17 protein-coding genes are annotated in these 16,749 nt (G+C 70.8%); 4 read left to right on the top strand and 13 right to left on the bottom strand.

The genetic code is table 11. From position 1 onward, the window contains the following. The first annotated feature begins 113 nt into the window (after positions 1-113). Positions 114-1,499, top strand: coding sequence for an amidohydrolase family protein (locus tag JQS43_RS12055; protein WP_239679173.1), 1,386 nt, complete (start codon positions 114-116; stop codon positions 1,497-1,499). A 21-nt stretch (positions 1,500-1,520) separates the two neighbouring features. Here the strand turns inward: JQS43_RS12055 and JQS43_RS12050 are convergent, their stop codons facing one another. The 8 genes from JQS43_RS12050 to pgsA all read right to left on the bottom strand — a co-directional run bounded on the left by JQS43_RS12050 (position 1,521) and on the right by pgsA (position 8,140). Next, positions 1,521-2,405, bottom strand: a complete 885-nt coding sequence (locus JQS43_RS12050) for a DUF72 domain-containing protein (RefSeq protein WP_239679172.1) — start codon at positions 2,403-2,405, stop codon at positions 1,521-1,523. A 41-nt stretch (positions 2,406-2,446) separates the two neighbouring features. Beyond that, entirely contained in the window at positions 2,447-3,196 is a 750-nt protein-coding gene (locus JQS43_RS12045; protein WP_239679171.1) for a YebC/PmpR family DNA-binding transcriptional regulator, read from the bottom strand. Continuing rightward, positions 3,196-3,795 carry a pyridoxal 5'-phosphate synthase glutaminase subunit PdxT gene (pdxT, locus tag JQS43_RS12040; protein WP_239679170.1) on the bottom strand — a complete coding sequence of 200 codons (600 nt, stop codon included), beginning with the start codon at positions 3,793-3,795 and terminating at the stop codon, positions 3,196-3,198. Before pdxT ends, JQS43_RS12045 begins: the two co-directional genes overlap by 1 nt. A gap of 1 nt (position 3,796) precedes the next feature. Next, on the bottom strand, positions 3,797-4,729 hold the full coding sequence (gene pdxS, locus JQS43_RS12035; RefSeq protein ID WP_275581068.1) for a pyridoxal 5'-phosphate synthase lyase subunit PdxS: 933 nt from the start codon (positions 4,727-4,729) through the stop codon (positions 3,797-3,799). 87 nt (positions 4,730-4,816) lie between these two features. Further along, positions 4,817-5,368: a hypothetical protein gene (locus tag JQS43_RS12030; protein ID WP_239679396.1), complete on the bottom strand. Its 552-nt coding sequence runs from the start codon at positions 5,366-5,368 to the stop codon at positions 4,817-4,819. Positions 5,369-5,390: 22 nt separating this feature from the next. Continuing rightward, positions 5,391-6,554 (bottom strand): glycosyltransferase family 4 protein, encoded by a 1,164-nt coding sequence (locus JQS43_RS12025; protein ID WP_239679169.1) that lies wholly within the window; start codon positions 6,552-6,554, stop codon positions 5,391-5,393. Positions 6,555-6,566: 12 nt separating this feature from the next. Next, positions 6,567-7,496 carry a phosphatidylinositol mannoside acyltransferase gene (locus tag JQS43_RS12020; protein ID WP_275581067.1) on the bottom strand — a complete coding sequence of 310 codons (930 nt, stop codon included), beginning with the start codon at positions 7,494-7,496 and terminating at the stop codon, positions 6,567-6,569. Continuing rightward, on the bottom strand, positions 7,493-8,140 hold the full coding sequence (pgsA, locus tag JQS43_RS12015) for a phosphatidylinositol phosphate synthase (RefSeq protein ID WP_239679168.1): 648 nt from the start codon (positions 8,138-8,140) through the stop codon (positions 7,493-7,495). The genes JQS43_RS12020 and pgsA overlap by 4 nt, the downstream gene beginning before the upstream one ends. Before the next feature lie 180 nt (positions 8,141-8,320). On the opposite strand from pgsA, the gene JQS43_RS12010 reads away from it, so the two are divergent. Continuing rightward, a complete protein-coding gene (locus JQS43_RS12010) occupies positions 8,321-10,480 on the top strand; it encodes an elongation factor G-like protein EF-G2 (RefSeq protein ID WP_239679167.1) in 2,160 nt (719 codons plus the stop codon). Positions 10,481-10,598: 118 nt separating this feature from the next. On the opposite strand, the gene JQS43_RS12005 is transcribed toward JQS43_RS12010, so the two are convergent. The 3 genes from JQS43_RS12005 to JQS43_RS11995 are packed head-to-tail and all read right to left on the bottom strand — an operon-like array spanning position 10,599 to position 11,655. Beyond that, positions 10,599-10,865, bottom strand: a complete 267-nt coding sequence (locus JQS43_RS12005; RefSeq protein WP_239679166.1) for a DUF4235 domain-containing protein — start codon at positions 10,863-10,865, stop codon at positions 10,599-10,601. Then, positions 10,865-11,161: a DUF3618 domain-containing protein gene (locus JQS43_RS12000; RefSeq protein ID WP_239679165.1), complete on the bottom strand. Its 297-nt coding sequence runs from the start codon at positions 11,159-11,161 to the stop codon at positions 10,865-10,867. Before JQS43_RS12000 ends, JQS43_RS12005 begins: the two co-directional genes overlap by 1 nt. After that, positions 11,158-11,655 carry a phage holin family protein gene (locus tag JQS43_RS11995; RefSeq protein WP_239679164.1) on the bottom strand — a complete coding sequence of 166 codons (498 nt, stop codon included), beginning with the start codon at positions 11,653-11,655 and terminating at the stop codon, positions 11,158-11,160. Before JQS43_RS11995 ends, JQS43_RS12000 begins: the two co-directional genes overlap by 4 nt. Between JQS43_RS11995 and JQS43_RS11990 the strand changes: the two genes are divergently transcribed. Next, entirely contained in the window at positions 11,647-12,174 is a 528-nt protein-coding gene (locus JQS43_RS11990; protein ID WP_239679163.1) for a prolipoprotein diacylglyceryl transferase, read from the top strand. The two genes, JQS43_RS11995 and JQS43_RS11990, sit on opposite strands and share 9 nt — an antisense overlap. Beyond that, complete coding sequence (locus JQS43_RS11985) at positions 12,171-13,073, top strand: YihY/virulence factor BrkB family protein (protein ID WP_239679162.1); 903 nt, start codon at positions 12,171-12,173, stop codon at positions 13,071-13,073. The genes JQS43_RS11990 and JQS43_RS11985 overlap by 4 nt, the downstream gene beginning before the upstream one ends. Here the strand turns inward: JQS43_RS11985 and JQS43_RS11980 are convergent. Both JQS43_RS11980 and JQS43_RS11975 read right to left on the bottom strand, forming a co-directional pair. Beyond that, on the bottom strand, positions 13,070-13,585 hold the full coding sequence (locus JQS43_RS11980; RefSeq protein ID WP_239679161.1) for an HIT family protein: 516 nt from the start codon (positions 13,583-13,585) through the stop codon (positions 13,070-13,072). The genes JQS43_RS11985 and JQS43_RS11980 overlap by 4 nt on opposite strands. 40 nt (positions 13,586-13,625) lie before the next feature. Next, complete coding sequence (locus JQS43_RS11975; protein WP_239679160.1) at positions 13,626-16,256, bottom strand: bifunctional diguanylate cyclase/phosphodiesterase; 2,631 nt, start codon at positions 16,254-16,256, stop codon at positions 13,626-13,628. Positions 16,257-16,749: the final 493 nt, after the last annotated feature.

Here is a 16,749-nt window from a genome sequence, read left to right as displayed (position 1 = left end):
GTTGGTGGGTTGACTGGTGATCCACTAGGGCGACATTTAACCCGGCCGGGGCAAATCGGTCGCCATTCAGCCCACCAAGCGGAGTCCGATCACCGGTACCTATGGTGGTCGGCGTGCCCGAAGAGACTGAGTACGACCTGGTGATCCGGGGCGGCACCGTGGTGACCGCAGGTAGCACCGGCCAAGCGGACATAGGTGTCGCCAGGGGGCAGATCGCACAGCTCGGCGGGCCGATGCGCGGGCACGCCGAGCTGGACGCGACCGGCCTGCTGGTGCTGCCTGGTGCCGTGGACATGCATGTACATCTCGCCGCTTCCGCCCCGGAGCCGGGAAAGCCGGGATTCGTGGACACCTTCGAGACCGGCACCCGGGCGGCCGCCGCCGGCGGCGTCACCACCGTCGGGGTGATGACCTTCCCGGGCGCTGATGAATCGCTCGCCGCCGCAGTGGCGCAGCAGCGCGACGGTCTGCGGCAACAGGCGGTTGTCGATTGGATCATGCATCCTGGAGTGATCACTACCCGGGACGACAGCCGGGCAGACCTGTCGGCGCTGGCACAGGCCGGCCACCGCAGCTTCAAGATCTTCACTATCTCGCTCGATCTCGGCTACCCGGACCTGGTCGGCCTGGTCGCCGCGGCCGGCTCGCACGGCATGCTTACGCTGGTCCACTGCGAGGACCAGGCCATGATCCAGTTCAGCGGCGAACAGCTGGCCGCCGAGGGACGCACCGACATCAGCCAGTACCCGGCGTCACGGCCAGAGGTCAGCGAGCTCGCCGCCGTGGACCGGGCAATCGCCATCTGTGAGCTGACCGGATCTCCGATCTACCTGGTCCACGTGTCGAGCCGGCGGGCGCTCGACTCGATCCGCCGGGCCCGGGCGCGCGGGCTGCCGGTCTACGTCGAGACCCGACCGATGTACCTCGACCTGACCGACGAGGTGCACAGCACGCCGGGCGGGGCCCGGTTCGCCGGCCAGCCGCCGCTGCGCAGCGCCAGCGACCGCGCGGCGTTGTGGGATGGGATCGCGGACGGATCGATCCACACCCTCGGCAGCGACCACGCTCCCTGGCTGCTCGCCGACAAGCAGGACCCCGCGCTGGACGCCACCACCGCCCGGCCCGGGGTCGCCGAACTGGAGACGATGCTGCCGTTGCTCTACACCAACGGGGTGGCGACCGGCCGGATCGGTCTCGAGCGTTTCGTCGCGCTGACCGCGACCGACCCGGCGCGGCTGTTCGGCCTGTACCCACAGAAGGGGACGATCGCGGTGGGAAGCGACGCCGACCTGGTACTGCTGGACCCGGCACGGGCCCGACGCGTGGCCGACGGGGTGGGCGAAACCCGAGCCGACTACTCCATCTACCACCAGCGCGAGTTCGTCGGGTGGCCGCGGTACACGATCAGTCGCGGCGAGGTGGTGTGGCGCGACGGCACCGCGGATGCGGCGGCCGGGCGGGGTCGGGAGGTTCGACAAGGACCGGTCGGGCTCCGCTGAACGTGCCCGCGACGGGTCCGGTCAGCCGTCCTCGGGCTCACCCAGCAGCGCCGTGAGCTGCGCCGCGTTGCGCTGGGCGTAGTCGGAGTAGCAGTTGTTCATCAGGACGTGGGTCTGCCGGGCCTGTGCCGTGAGGTCGCGCAGCGGACTCACCCACCCGGACAGCTCGGCCTCCGAGTAGAGGTAGCCGAACTTCTCGTAGATGTCCCGGCTGGTCCACTGATCGCTGTGGCCGTGGAACCGGACCAACGCCAGCTCGTCCGAGGTGGCGGCGACCACCGGCGGCACCGAGGAGCGGTGCCCCTGCGGCATGTCGACGCAGACGTACGGCAGCTCGTGCTCCCGCAGGAAGTCCAGCGTCTCGTGCTGGTTGTCGCCGGCGAACCAGCTCTGGTGGCGCAGCTCCACCGCCACCGGCAGCGGGCGGCAACGAGCCTGCACCTCCAGCAGGTACTGCTTGTTGTCGCGGCGGATGGTGAACCAGGGCGGGAACTGGAACAGGATCGCCCCCAGCTTGCCGGCGGCCGCCAGCGGCTCCAGCGCGCTCAGGAAACGGCTCCACACCTCCTCGTACGACTGCGCGGGGAGGTCCTTAGGGTAAATATGCCGTTTATCGGTCTCCGGGCGAAGCTCCTGGTAGAGCGCTGACGGCCGGGTCGGGTGACCGGTGAGCAGGCTGAACGCCTTGATGTTGAAGGTGAACCCGGCCGGGGTCCGGCCGGTCCACAGCTCGCTGGTGCGCTCGGCCGGCGGCGAATAGTAGGTGGCGTCCACCTCCACCAGGGGAAACTGGCTGGCATAGTAGGCCAGCCGAGCCTCGGCGTTGTCGGCGTCGTCGGGATACCAGCCGGAGGCCAGCAGGGTCCGGTCGGTCCAGGACGCGGTGCCGACCTTGATCTCGCCCATCGCCCCAGTATCGCCCGCCGGCGCCCGGTGCCGGGGTGGAACTAGACCGCGGCCATGACCTCATCGGAGACGTCGAAGTTGGCGTAGACGTTCTGCACGTCGTCGCAGTCCTCGATCGCCTCGATCAGCTTGAAGACCTTACGGGCACCCTCTTCGTCCAGCGGCACCGTCACCGAGGGCACCAGCGACGCCTCGGCCGAGTCGTAGTCGATGCCGGCCTCCTGCAGCGCGCTGCGCACCGGCACCAGGTCGCCCGGCTCGCTGACCACCTCAAACGAGTCGCCCAGGTCGTTGCACTCCTCGGCGCCGGCGTCCAACACGGCCATCAGCAGGTCGTCCTCGGTCAGCTCACCGGCCTTCGGCACGATCACCACGCCCTTGCGGGTGAACAGGTAGGAGACGCTGCCGGCGTCGGCGAGCGTGCCGCCGTTGCGGGTCAACGACGTCCGCACCTCGGTGGCGGCACGGTTGCGGTTATCGGTGAGGCACTCGATCAGGATCGCCACCCCGTTGGGGCCATAGCCCTCGTACATCACGGTCTGCCAGTCGGCGCCGCCGGCCTCCTGGCCGGAGCCGCGCTTCAGCGCGCGCTCGATGTTTTCGTTCGGGACCGAGTTCTTCTTCGCCTTCTGGATGGCGTCGTAGAGGGTAGGGTTGCCGGCCGGGTCACCCCCGCCGGTGCGGGCCGCGACCTCGACGTTCTTGATCAGGCGAGCGAACAGCTTGCCCCGCTTGGCGTCCACCGCGGCCTTGCGGTGCTTGGTGGTCGCCCATTTTGAATGGCCTGACATCATTCCTCCGTCGATGTGGCCCCGGCCACGACCAGCGTCACGAAGAACCGGTGCATCCGGGAGTCACCGGTCAACTCCGGGTGGAAAGCGGTCGCGAGGAGGTTACCCTGGCGTACGGCGACAATCTTACCGGCGGCCCGGCCGAGCACGTCGACCCCGGTGCCGGTGCGCTCGACCCACGGCGCCCGGATGAAGACCGTCCGGAGCCGGCCGACGCCGTCGATGTCGGTGTCGGTCTCGAACGAATCGACCTGCCGGCCGAACGCGTTGCGCCGCACAGTCATGTCGATGCCGCCGAAGGTCTGCTGGTCAGGGCGCCCGTCCTCGACCGTCTGCGCCAGCATGATCATGCCGGCGCAGGAGCCGTACGCGGGCAGCCCGCGTTTGATCTGATCCCGGACCGGCTCCAGCATGCCGAACTCTTCGGCGAGCCGGCTCATCGTGGTGGACTCCCCGCCGGGGATCACCAGCCCGTCGACCTCGGCGAGCTCCTCGGGCCGGCGCACCGATCTGGCCTGCGCGCCGCATTCGCCCAGCATCCGCAGGTGTTCCCGAACATCGCCCTGGAGGGCGAGCACGCCGATGACCGGGTCGGTCATGTCACCAGCCGCGCTCGGCGAGCCGGTGCGGCTGCGGAATCGCGTCCACGGTGATGCCGACCATCGGCTCACCCAGGCCGCGGGAGGCCTTGGCGATCACATCCGGGTCGTCGTAGAAGGTGGTGGCCTTGACGATCGCCGCGGCCCGCTTGGCCGGGTCCCCGGACTTGAAGATGCCCGAGCCGACGAAGACCCCCTCGGCGCCGAGCTGCATCATCATCGCGGCGTCGGCGGGAGTGGCGATGCCGCCCGCGGTGAAGAGCACCACCGGCAGCTTGCCGGTCTCGGCGACCTCCTTGACCAGCTCGTACGGGGCGGCGAGCTGCTTCGCGGCGGCGAACAGCTCGTCGGTGGGCAGCGCCGACAGCCCTTTGAGCTCGGTGCGGATCTGCCGCATGTGGCCGGTGGCGTTGGAGACGTCCCCGGTGCCGGCCTCGCCCTTGGAGCGGATCATCGCCGCGCCCTCGGTGATCCGGCGGAGCGCCTCACCCAGGTTGGTGGCGCCACAGACGAACGGCACCGTGAACGCCCACTTGTCGATGTGGTGGGCGAAGTCGGCGGGGGTCAGCACCTCGGACTCGTCGATGTAGTCGACGCCGAGCGCCTGCAGGACCTGGGCCTCGACGAAGTGACCGATCCGGGCCTTGGCCATCACCGGGATCGACACCGCCTCGATGATCGACTCGATCAGGTCCGGGTCGCTCATCCGCGCGACCCCGCCCTGGGCCCGGATGTCGGCGGGCACCCGCTCCAGCGCCATGACCGCCACCGCACCGGAATCTTCGGCGATCTTGGCTTGATCCGCGGTGACCACATCCATGATCACCCCGCCCTTGAGCATCTCGGCCATGCCGCGCTTCACCCGCGACGTCCCGGCGACGTGGTCAGGGACGGGGGTGGCGGAGACTGGCTTAGCGTCGGTGGCTTCGGACACGGTGGTGGCACTCCTTCGTCGGCTGTGCTGTCCATGGTACGCACCGGCGCCCACTGGCCGCCGACGCGTACAACTCGCCCGCCAACGCTAGCGCGCAGAGGGGTGGTCCGACCCGGCTGCGGCCCCGGCCGCTTCGTCGGCGAGGCCCGGATCATCGACATCGAAGTAGGCCGGCGTCCGGTGCCGGCGGCTGAGCCCCAGCATCCGCACCAGCACCCGCCGCCGGACCGCCAGGGCATCGCGTACGACATCGGTGTGCACCTGCCGGGCGAGCGCCACCCGGCGGCTGGCGCCGGCCACCGCCGGCCAGCCCGGCATCGGCTCGGTCACCAGCTCCGGCAGCCGACGCAGCAGCAACGTCAAGTCGTTCTCGGCCGGTTCTCGGTCGGCCGGCTCCGCGTCCAACGCCGCCCGCGCGGTCGCGTACAGGTCCTCGGCCGGGGCGGCACCGGCGGCGCTGAGCTGCTCGGCGAGCACCGCCGCGGCGGCGGCCCGACGCACCAACGCGGCGTCGAGCGCGGCGGTGGCGGTCGCCGCCCGCCGGTGCAGCCGGTTGATCCGAGCGGTCAACCACCCCAGGTACGCCGCGGCGAGCAGCCCGACCACGACCCCCAACACCCACCACCCCATGCCGGGAATCGTAGATGCCGCCCCGACCGGGTCACACCACCGGTGGCGCCGCCGGATACTCCTCGTCCACCACGGTGCCGCCGGCCGCCTCGATGGCGCTCTCGTAGACCTCCAGCACCCGCTGCGCGATCACTGGCCAGTCGTAGTACGCGACCTGCTCCTCGGCCTGCGCCGTCAGCTGCGCCCGCCGGTGCTCGTCGTCGAGCAGCTTAGCCAGCACCTGCGCCAGCGCCCCGGCGTCACCGGCGGGGAAGAGCTCCCCCGAGCCGTCGAGCACTCGCCGGAAGGCGTCAAGATCGGTGGCGACCACCGGCGCCCCGGCGGCCATCGCTTCGGTCAGGATGATCCCGAACGACTCGCCGCCGGTGTTGGGCGCCACATACACGTCGACGCTGCGAAGCATCCGCGCCTTGTCCAGCTCATCCACTCGCCCCAGAAAACTCACCCGGTCGTGCAGCCCCGGCGGGATCTCCGCCAGCGCCTCCGCGACGTCGCCCGGGCCGGCCACCAGCAGCCGCAGCCCGGGGCGGCGCGGCGCCATCGCCACGAACGCGTCCCGCAGCACCGGGAAGCCCTTGCGGGGCTCGGTGAACCGGCCCAAGAAACCCAGCGCACCACCGTGCCCGACGCCGCACGGACCCGGCCAGCCCGGCAGCGGCTCCGCTGACCGGTATCGCGCCACCGAGACCCCGTTGGGGATCTCCACCGCCCCGCCGCCGAGATGTTCGACCTGCACCCGCCGGGCCAGCGCGCTGACCGCGATCCGGGCGGTGATCCGTTCCAGCACCAGCTGAAGCGCACCCTGCGCCGCCGCCATCGCCCGGGACCGGGTCATCGCGGTATGGAAGGTGGCGACGACCGGGCCCCGGGCCGCCCACACCGCCAGCATCGACAGGCTGGGACTGAACGGCTCATGCACATGCAGCACGTCGAATTGGCCGGTGTGCAGCCAGCGGCGGACCCGGGCGGCCGAGATCGGTCCGAAGGTCAACCGGGCGACCGAGCCGTTGTACCGCACCGGCACCGCCCGCCCGGCCGGAACCACGTAGGCCGGCAGGGATGCTTCTTCCTCGGCCGGGGCCAGCACACTGACCTCGTGCCCCAGCAGCAACAGCGCCTCGGCCAACTCCTGCACGTGGCTCTGCACGCCGCCGGGCACCGCCAGCGAGTACGGGCACACCAGACCGATCCGCATCCCCCGGGCCTCTCAGCTCCGTTGCGCCGGTGAGCCGTCGGGCGACCGCACCTGCTGCTGCGGCCGGTCGAGCCACACCCGCTGTAACATGTGCCAGTCTGCCGGATGCGCAGCTATGCCCGCCGCCAGTTGGTCCGCCACCTGCTGAGTGAGCAGCCGGACCCGCTGGTCGAGCGGGCCTGTGGCCGGCGGCGACAGCGGCCCCTGCAGCTCGCCGTAGGCCGCCTCCGGCTCATACCACATCGTGACGGTAAACAACGGCGCGCCGGTGCGTAACGCCAGGATCGCTGGGCCGGCCGGCATCCGGGTCCGGCCGCCGAAGAAGGTGACGTCGATGCCGCGGGTCGACAGGTCCCGGTCGGCGAGCAGCGGCACCACGTCGCCCTGCCGCAGCCGGTCTTCCAGCAGCTCCAACGGCGGCCGCTCGCCACCTCGCAACGGGATGATCTTCATCCCGAGGCCCTCCCGGTAGGCCACGAAGCGCTCGTAGAGCCCTTCGGGCCGCAGCCGCTCCGCGACCGTGGTCAGCGACCACCCCTGCGCGGCCACCCAGGCGCCGGCGGCGTCCCAGTTGCCGGCGTGGGGCAACGCCACCACCACTCCCTTGCCGGCCGCGATCGCGTCCGCCAACAGCTGCTGGTTGGTCAGCCGGAAGCCGCGCCGGATCTGCTCGGGCGACTGCCCGGGCAGCCGGAACGCCTCCAGCCAGTATCGCGCGTACGACCGCACCCCCTGGCGCACCAGCCGGTCCAGTGCGGAGTCGGGCAGCTCGGGGCCGACCACCCGGCGAAGGTTGGCGTCGAGCCGGCGCACCGCCGGCCCCCGGCGCAGATAAGCGAGGTCAGCGGCGGTACGGAAGGTGGCCCGAGCTAGCGACCCGGGCATGCCGCGAACCAGCCGCCAGCCCGCGGCGTAGCCGAACTCGACCAGCCGACCGCTCACCGGGGGTCCGCCTCGGCCTCGGCCGGCTCCGGCCCGGCGCGTCGCTCCTGCCGGTACACGTGCACCATCCGCTGCCCGACCGTGAACAACGCGGCGGCGGCGAGCAGCCACAGCGCCGCCGGCAGCGCCCACCCCACGCCGAACCCGGTGGCGAGCGCACCGACCCCGATCAGGACCAACCGTTCGGCCCGCTCGGCGAGCCCGACGTCACAGTCGAAGCCGAGGCTCTGGGCGCGGGCCTTCACGTAGGAGGTGATCTGGGCGGCACCGAAGCAGATCAGCACCGCCACCAGCGTGGCGGGCTCCTGCTGGCTGGCGAACCAGTAGGCCAGCGCACCAAAGATCGCCGCATCGGCGACCCGGTCCATACTCGAATCCAGGAAGGCGCCGAACCGGGTGCTGTACCCCCGCAGACGGGCCATCGCCCCGTCCAGCGTGTCCACCAACGCGAACACCGCTACAAAAAGGGCCGCGACCACCAGGTGTCCCCGCGCGGCGAACCCGATCGCGCCCACGAGCACGCCGAGCGTGCCGAACACGGTCACCGCGTCCGGGGTGATTCCTAACCGCAGCAGCCCACGGGCGAGCGGTTCGACGATGCGGCCGGCGCCGACCCGAGCGGCGCCACTGAAGATCTTCGCCATGGCGCTCTCACCTTACGGCCGATCGGCGCCGGGCGCGCGCCCGGCCGGTGGGTCGCCCGCTCCGGGCGCGGATGGCCAGCGGCGGGGCGGTCAGGGTGGGATCACCACCACAGCGTGACGTATCGGGCAACCGGTGGGAGGCTATCTGTACCCAGAGAGAGAGCCGAGGAGGTGGGCGCGATGGCGCAGAAGCGGCAGGAGAAGGGGTTCACCGGCCCCGCACCGGTGGCGAGCGGACCCGATCAGGTGCGCAATGTGGTGTTGGTGGGCCACTCCGGCGCTGGCAAGACCACGTTGATCGAAGCGCTGCTGGCCGCGGCCGGCGCGATCAGCCGGCCTGGTTCGGTGGCGGAGGGCACGACGGTCTGCGACCACGATCCGGCCGCGGTCCGGCAGCAACGGTCGGTGGGGCTCGCAGCGGCGTCGATCATGTACGAGGGCACGAAGATCAACCTCATCGACACTCCGGGCTACGCGGACTTCCTCGGCGAGGTACGCGCCGGTCTGCGCGCCGCCGATGCGGCGTTGTTCGTGGTCTCGGCCGCCGACGGCGTGGACGAGGCCACCGCGGCGCTGTGGGAAGAGTGCGCCGCGGTGGGGATGCCCCGGGCCGTCGCGGTCACCTGGCTGGACCATGCCCGCGCCGATGTCGACGAGACCGTCGCGATCTGCCGGGAAGCCTTCGGCGACGAGGTGCTGCCGCTCTACCTGCCGCTGCACGGCGACGACGAGTCGGTGGTGGGGCTGCTGGGGCTGATCAGTCAGCGGCTCTTCGACTATTCGCAGGGCTCGCCGCCGGCGGTCCGCGAGCCCGACCCGGAGCACCTGCGCGCCATGGCGGAGGCCCGCAATGAGTTGATCGAAGGCATCATCGCCGAGAGCGAGGACGAGACGCTGCTCGAGCGCTACCTCGGTGGCGAGACGCTCGCCGAGTCGGTGCTCATCGACGACCTGGAGACCGCGGTGGCGCGGGGCACCTTCCACCCGGTGATCCCGGTCTGCGCACCCACCGGGGTGGGGCTGGATTCGTTACTGACGATGCTCGCCCGGGCTTTTCCCACACCCGGTGAACATCCGCTGCCGGTGGTTACCGCGCTGGACGGCTCGCCGCGGGAGACGCTGACCGCCGACCCCGCCGGCCCGCTCGCGGCCCAGGTGGTCAAGACCACAATCGACCCGTACGTCGGTCGGGTGTCGCTGGTCCGAGTCTTCTCCGGCACCCTTCGCCCGGAGAGTACCGTCCACATCGCCGGCCACGACATGGCCGCCCGCGGCCGCGAGGACCACGACGCCGACGAGCGGGTCGCCCATATCTACGCGCCGCTGGGGACCGGGCTACGGGAGATCTCCGAATGCTTCGCCGGTGATCTCTGCGCGATCACCAAATCCCACTCGGCCGAGACCGGCGACACCATCTCCGCCAAGGACGACCCGCTGCTGGTCACCCCGTGGGAGATCCCGGAGCCGCTGCTGCCGGTGGCGGTCGTCGCCCAGACCCGTTCCGACGAGGAGGCGCTCGCCAAGGCCCTCGGCAGGTTGGTCAGCGGCGACCCGACGGTCCGGCTGGAACGCAACCCGGAGACCCGGCAGCAGGTGCTCTGGTGCCTGGGCGAGGCCCACGCCGACGTGGTGTTGGAACGGTTGCGCGCCGGCGGCGCCGCGGTGGAGACCGAGCCGGTGCGGGTGGCCCTGCGGGAGACCTTCACCAGCACCGCCACCGGCCACGGCCGGCACGTCAAACAATCCGGTGGCCACGGCCAGTACGCGATCTGCGACCTGCGGGTGGAACCGCTGCCACCCGGGACCGGTTACGAATTCGCCTCCGAGGTGGTGGGCGGCGCGGTACCCAGCAACTACATCCCCTCGGTCGACAAGGGGGTCCGCGCGCAGCTGGCGCGGGGACTGGTCGCCGGCCACCCGGTGGTCGACATCCGAGTGGTCGTCTACGACGGGAAGGCGCACAGCGTGGACTCTTCCGACGCCGCCTTCCAGACCGCCGGATCGCTGGCGCTGAAGGAGGCGGCCGCCGCCGGTGAGCTGGCGTTGCTGGAACCGATCGACGAGGTGACCATCCGGATTCCGGAGGCGTACGTCGGCACCATCATGGGCGATCTGTCTGGGCGGCGCGGCCGGGTACAGGGCACCGAGGCAGACCCGGAGCACGGCGACCAAACGCTGATCCACGCCGAGGTGCCCGCGTTGGAGCTGCTGCGGTTCCTGGTGGAGCTGCGGGCGATGACCTCCGGCACCGGCAGCTTCACTCGGCGGTTCGCCCGCTACGACGCGATGCCGGCGCACGTGGCCGACCAGGTCCGCAAGGACCACGCCGCAGCCGGTTGAGCTGCATCGGGTCGCGCCGGGACACCACTGGTGGGCCGGAGGCCTGCCGGGAAGGAGATCTAGTCCTTCCCGGCAGGCGTCCGACCCACCAGTGGCGCCGAGGCCTAGCCAGGACCGGTCAATCCGGCCACTGGCCGGTGATCCGTTTCATCCCCTGCGCGCTGCCGCGGTCCACCGCCGCCTTCACCACCGCGAAGACCGCCCCCTGCAGCGCGGCCGCGAGCAGCACCGCGGCCCACCGCTGATGCTCCTCGGTTGCGCGGGGCACATGGTCGGATCCGGTGGTCGCCCGCCAGACCCGGCTGAACACCGCCCCGGCGGCCAGCCCTGCCGCCGCCCCGAGCAGTGCGCCCAATGGTTTGTACGCGAGTTTGGCCCGGTTCATCAGAGCCATCCCCGCAGCCGCCGCCGGCCGAACCCGCCCCAACCCCGGCGGGAGCGGCGGATCCGGGCCATCGCCACGATCGTCGCGACCGCCGCGGCGCCGGCGCCGACCACCAGCCACACCCCCGGACGGGAGCTGGCCACCCGCATTCGGTCGGCACCGCGCTGGGCGGACGCCCGGGCCCGGGCGGGCACATCCGCGCGGGCAGCCAACGCCTGCACCGTCTCGCCCAGCTCGGCACGGGTGTGCGCGATCTCGTCACGCAACGCGTCCGCCTCGTTGATGGACCGGTTCATAGCCTCGCCTCCTCGTCGGTCGGCCGCCGAAGCTCCCGCTCAGTGGGGATGGTCCCCGCCGTCGCACCGCGTTCACGGACCGCCTTGGTTACGGTATCCAGATCAGCCCGCAGGCTCTCCGCGCTCCCCGAAGGCATCGGCGGCGACGCCGAGCGGACCTGCTCGCGGCCGATGAGGGCGAACAGCCCCGCAATGATCAGAATCGCCACGCCGATGATCAGCGCGGCGAGCCAGCCCGGCATCACCACCGCCAACCCGAGAATCGCGGCGAGTACCAGCGCGCCCAGGCCATACAAGGCTAGGAACCCGCCGCCACCTAGCAGCCCGGCGCCCCGGCCGGCCCGCCGGCCCTTCTCCGCGAATTCGGCCCGGGCGAGCGCCAGCTCTTCCCGGATCAGCCGGGCGAACTGCTCGCTGGCGTGCTGCACCAGCTCGCCGGTGGACTGTTCGGTCACTGGACGGCCCGGGCCGCCACCGTTAACCGTGTGGGTCATACCGACCTCCTGGAACGCGCCTGTCTCGCGCACGATCTGCGGCTCGTCGTGCACGCCTGCGTACGAGCAGCCTGTACCCAGCTGGCGCCCAGCTCAATCCTGTCGGCGGCCGGCGCCCGGTGTGTGCCGGCGCCCTACGCCGGGTACCCCACAGACATGAACTCACCACACCGCCCTACCCCGGAAGATCAGGGCGTGCCCGACCACGCCGATGACACCTCGACCGCATTTCGAGAAACCGACCGGCCTCGATTCAACGACTCCCCGCCGGCGATGCCCGCCGACTCGCCGCAGGCGGTTGACGAGTACGGAACCACCCCGGCCGAAGAGCGCTCGGGCGAGCCGTTGGACCGACGGCTAGCCCGGGAGGAGCCAGAGCAGTCGACCCAGCCGGCCCAACCGGAGGAGTCTGAGGAGTCGACCGACGAAGCCGGTATCATCCCGGAAGTGGACACGCCGGAGATTCATCGCACACCCGAGGGCGGGGTGCCGGAGGGCGAGTTCCCGGACCAGCCGTGAGCCGGCCCGGCCACCCGCGGGTGCGACGGCTGTCCCAGCTGAGCCCAGCCCACTGGGGCCGGGTGGTGGTCCGGGCCGCGAAGTCCTTCTTCCGGGACAACGGCACCGACCTTGCCGCTGCGCTCACCTTCTGGAGCCTGCTGAGTCTCTTCCCCGCCGCCATTGTGGTGGTCGCGCTGGTCGAGCTGGTCATCGCCGATGAGGCCATCCTCGCCACGCTCACCGAGATCATCCAGGAGCTGGCTCCGGCGGAGATCGCCACAACCATCGAGACCCGGCTGGTCGAGGTGGTCGGCCAACGGTCCACCGCCGGGGTGCTCCTGAGCTTCGGCGTACTCGGGGCGTTGTGGACCAGCTCGGCGTACCTCCGTTCATTCACCCGCGCCTCCAACATCATCTACCGGACCACGGAGGACCGGCCGCTGTACCGGCTGGTGCCGCTGCAGCTGCTGTTGACGGTGGTGGCGCTGCTACTCATCGCCACGGTGGTGGCGGGGCTGGTGGTGAGCGGGCCGGTGGCGGCGGCGGTCGGGCAGGCGCTGGGGGTCGAAGAGACGCTGGTCCGGATCTGGAACCTCGCCAAGTGGCCGGTGCTGCTGGCGATCGCGGCCATGCTGTTGTCGTTGCTGTTCTGGGTGGCGCCCAGCGTCCAGCAGCCCCGGTTCCGGTGGCTCACCGTCGGCGGAGCGGTCGCGCTGGTGGTGTGGGCGGCGGCGTCGGCCGGGTTCGGGTTTTATGTGGCGAACTTCGGCGCCTACGACGTCACCTACGGCGCGCTCGGCGCGGTGATCGTCTTCCTCCTGTGGCTCTTCCTCACCAACTGTGCCGTGCTACTCGGAGTGGAGGTCAACGCGGAGCTACGCCGATTCCACGAGGTCGCGGCGGAGCCGGCCAGCTAATTGGCGGGCCATGCCTTTGCGAGCAGGTCCCGGGTGTCGGTCAGCAGCTGCGGCAGGACCTTGGTGGCGCCGATCACCGGCATGAAGTTGGTATCCCCACCCCACCGCGGGACCACGTGCTGATGTAGGTGCGCGGCGATCCCGGCGCCGGCGACCGCGCCCTGGTTCATTCCGAGGTTGAACCCGTGCGCGCCGCTGACCTGGCGAATCACCCGCATGGCCCGCTGGGTGAAGACGGCCAACTCGACGGTCTCCGGCTCATCGAGCTCCGGATAGTCGGCGACGTGGCGGTACGGGCAGATCATCAGGTGCCCGGGGTTGTACGGGTACCGGTTCAGCACCGCGAAGACCCGCTCGCCGCTGGCGATCACCAGGCTGTCGTCGGCGGCGCTGTGCGGCGCCACACAGAACGGGCAACCCGCCGGATCGTCATACCCCCGGTCCGGTCGATCGTCTCCGCTGATATACGCCATTCGATGCGGTGTCCACAACCGCTCAAGCTCGTCGCGCACGGCACCCCTCCCTGCTCAGTAACGCGATGCTACCGGCCGACTAGCCAACCGAACGGTTGCCCGAGCCGCGGCTCTGCCGCAACGGCACCACCCGGGGGCTCGGCGCCAACGGTGCGGCGACCGCCCCGGCCCGGCCGCCCTCGCCGCGGGTTAGCAGGCCCAACAGCTCGTCGGCCGGTTGCGGCGGGCCGAACAGATGCCCCTGGCCCGCTGGGCAGCCCAGCTCCCACAGCAGGCGCCGTTGCGGAGTGGCCTCGATCCCCTCCGCCACCACCCCGAGGTCGAGGGTGCGCCCAAGCTGGACGGTGGAGCGAACCACCGCCTTGGCCTGCGAGATGGCTACCGCGTCACTGCCCGGATCGACTGGGTCGACGACCGCCGCCGCCCCGGCCGGGCCGCCGGAGTCACCCAGGTCCGCCAATGCCTGGACGAAGCTTCGGTCGACCTTCAGTTGGTCCACCGGAATCCGGGACAGCACCGCCAACGAGGAGAAGCCCGTGCCAAAGTCGTCGAGCGCGAGCTGGACGCCGATGTCGTGCAGCTGGGTCAGCACCTGATCGACGGTGTCGAGCTGGCTGATCGCCAACGTCTCGGTGAGCTCCAGGCAGAGCCGGTCCGGCCGGGTGTGATGAGCCTCCAGCACGGTCAGAACCTGCCGTGGCAGGCTCGCGTCGAGCAGACTCCGCGCCGAGATGTTCACCGAGACCCGCAGGTCGTGACCGGCCGCTCGCCACATCGCCGCGGCCGCCAACGCGTCTTCGAGCACCGCTGCGGTGAACGCCGACAACTGCGTCGACCGCTCCAGCAGGTCCAGGAAGGCGCCCGGGCTCAGCTCACCACGGGTGGGGTGCCGCCAGCGGGCCAGCGCCTCGGCGCCGATCACCTGCCCGCTGCCGAGTTCGGCGATGGGCTGGAAATGCAGGATGAACTCCCGCTGCGACACCGCCCTCGGCAGCTGCCCGGCCAGCGCCAGCCGGTCCCGGTCGGCCGGGTCCTGCGCCAACGTGTAGGCGACCAACGGCCGGCTGTTGCGCTTGGCCTGGTACATCGCCACATCGGCGCGGCGCAGTAGCTCCGCCTGCCACCCTTGCGCAGTGCTGCGGAAGTCTGCCGCCGGGGCGTCGGCTTCGGGTTCGGTGTCCTGCGGGTCGATCGCGAGCGCCAGCCCGCCGTTCGCCTCCACCATGATCGGCAGGCCGTCGACCTCGATCGGCTCGGCCAGCGACCGCAGCACCCGCTGCGCTCGGGCACTTACCCGGGCCGGTCGCCAAGCGCTGCGGAGCAGCACCGCGAACTCGTCGCCGCCGAACCGGCTCACCAGGTCGTTCGGGCCGGCGCCGCTGGTGAGCCGCTCCGCCACCTTGGCCAGCACCCGGTCGCCGGCCAGGTGGCCGAGCGTGTCGTTGACCTCTTTGAAGTGGCGCAGGTCGATCAGCAACACCGCGATCCGGCTATCCAGGCTCGCCTGGTCGACCAGCGCCTCCGCCAGCTGCCGCTCAAGCTCCCGCCGGTTCGCCAGGCCGGTCAACGCATCGTGCGCGGCAGCGTAGGCGTGGGCCTCGGTCGCCTCCCCCAGTTGCCGGTACGCGGCGGCGTTGCGGACCGCGGTGTCGAGCGCGGCGGCGTAGCTAGCCACCATCGCCTCTTCCCGCTCGCTCATCTTCACCCGGTTCCGGAACCGAAGCCGCAAGACTCCGATGTCGCGCCGGCCCCGATAGCCATGCAGGGGGGCCGCGTAGACCCGGCTGCCGGCGGCCGGGGCCGCCGCGGGGGGCCCGTCGTAACTGATCTCGTCGGCGCCCCGGACCAGCCGCTGCTGGTCTCCCAACCAGACCTCTACCTCCAGCTCGTCGGCGGCGAACAGCCGCGACCCTTTGAGTACGGCCTGTCGAAGCACCACATCCAGGTCGACGCCGGTGAACGTCTTGGTGGCTTCGGCCAGGTGTTGCCAGGCGAGCCTTTCCTCCCGGGCACGCACCCACCGTTCATGCCAGAGGTGACCGAGGATCACCGCCAGCGGCAGCGCATACAGCAGCTGTTCGTCGATCTCCAGCAGGAACGCGGCCGCGATCGCCACCCCGAACCGCCACAGCAACGTCAGCAGCCGGATGTCCCAGTCGGCGCGGAACCGTTCCCAGATCCTGGTCCGAGACGACAACGCGATCACCGGGATCACCAGCAGCTCGTCGACCAGGGTCATGGCCAGGAACGCCACCGCCAGCGAGAGCACCCCGAGGATGTCGAGCGAGCCGGTGAATCCCAGCACGGTCAGCACCGCCCAGCCGACGCCGGCGGTGATCGTGTCTTTCGCCACGCCGAAGGCTGACTTGATCGGCTGCCGCCGACGAATGATCTTGGCGGAGAGCACCCCCGCCAACGCCGCGAGGACGGTCCATGGGCTCGGGGCGATCGCCAGGCCGATCAGGATCGCCGCGTCGGTCCAGGCCACACCGTGCAGAGTCGACCGGACCCGGACGTCGATGTTGACCAGACCGCCCACCGCCACCAGGCCGGCGATCGAGGCCAGCACTGGCCATTCGGGCGGCGGTGACGCCGGGAACTCCGTGCCGACCACCCAGCCCGCGACCCCGCCGACCAGGGCTCCAGATAGCAGAACAAGCCCGACCAGCAGCCGCAGCCGCTGGTCGGGCTTGCCCGAAGACCGTGTCAAAACAAGCGCCCGCCCGCGAAGTCCAGATGGTGGTCGGCCCCCAGACTACGGCCTCGGCGACGGAGCGCCAGCGGCGGATTAGTTCCAGTCGTTGGTACGCATTCCCTTACCTCCCGCTATAGCCGTCATACCCTACTTTTTGAGGTTCGCTCCGGTGTAGCGCCCCAAAGTCCGTATGAGAGGTACGATAGGCACCGGGAATGGCCTGGCGAAATGCCTGCCGACCAATTAAGCAGACTCTCTGAATATGGACCTTTTGCACAGCCCTGCGCGTTCGAGATTCCACGGAAGGTAACGATTGCGCGGTCCGCCGGCGGTTATGCGGCGCGACGATCACCTTACGTAGGTGGCGACCCCGGAAACTGCGCCGACTGCTACCCTCGGTGGCGCGCCAACTCCGAGTGGGTAATACCGCCGAGACACGCTCCACTATGGGCATTAGGGCACCGGCGCAGCCGTGCCACCTCGTGCGATCGCCCGACTACGACGAGAC

The organism is Natronosporangium hydrolyticum (assembly GCF_016925615.1).
GTDB classification, from domain to species: Bacteria; Actinomycetota; Actinomycetes; order Mycobacteriales; family Micromonosporaceae; genus Natronosporangium; species Natronosporangium hydrolyticum.
This window is presented reverse-complemented; position numbering and strand designations above follow the sequence as displayed.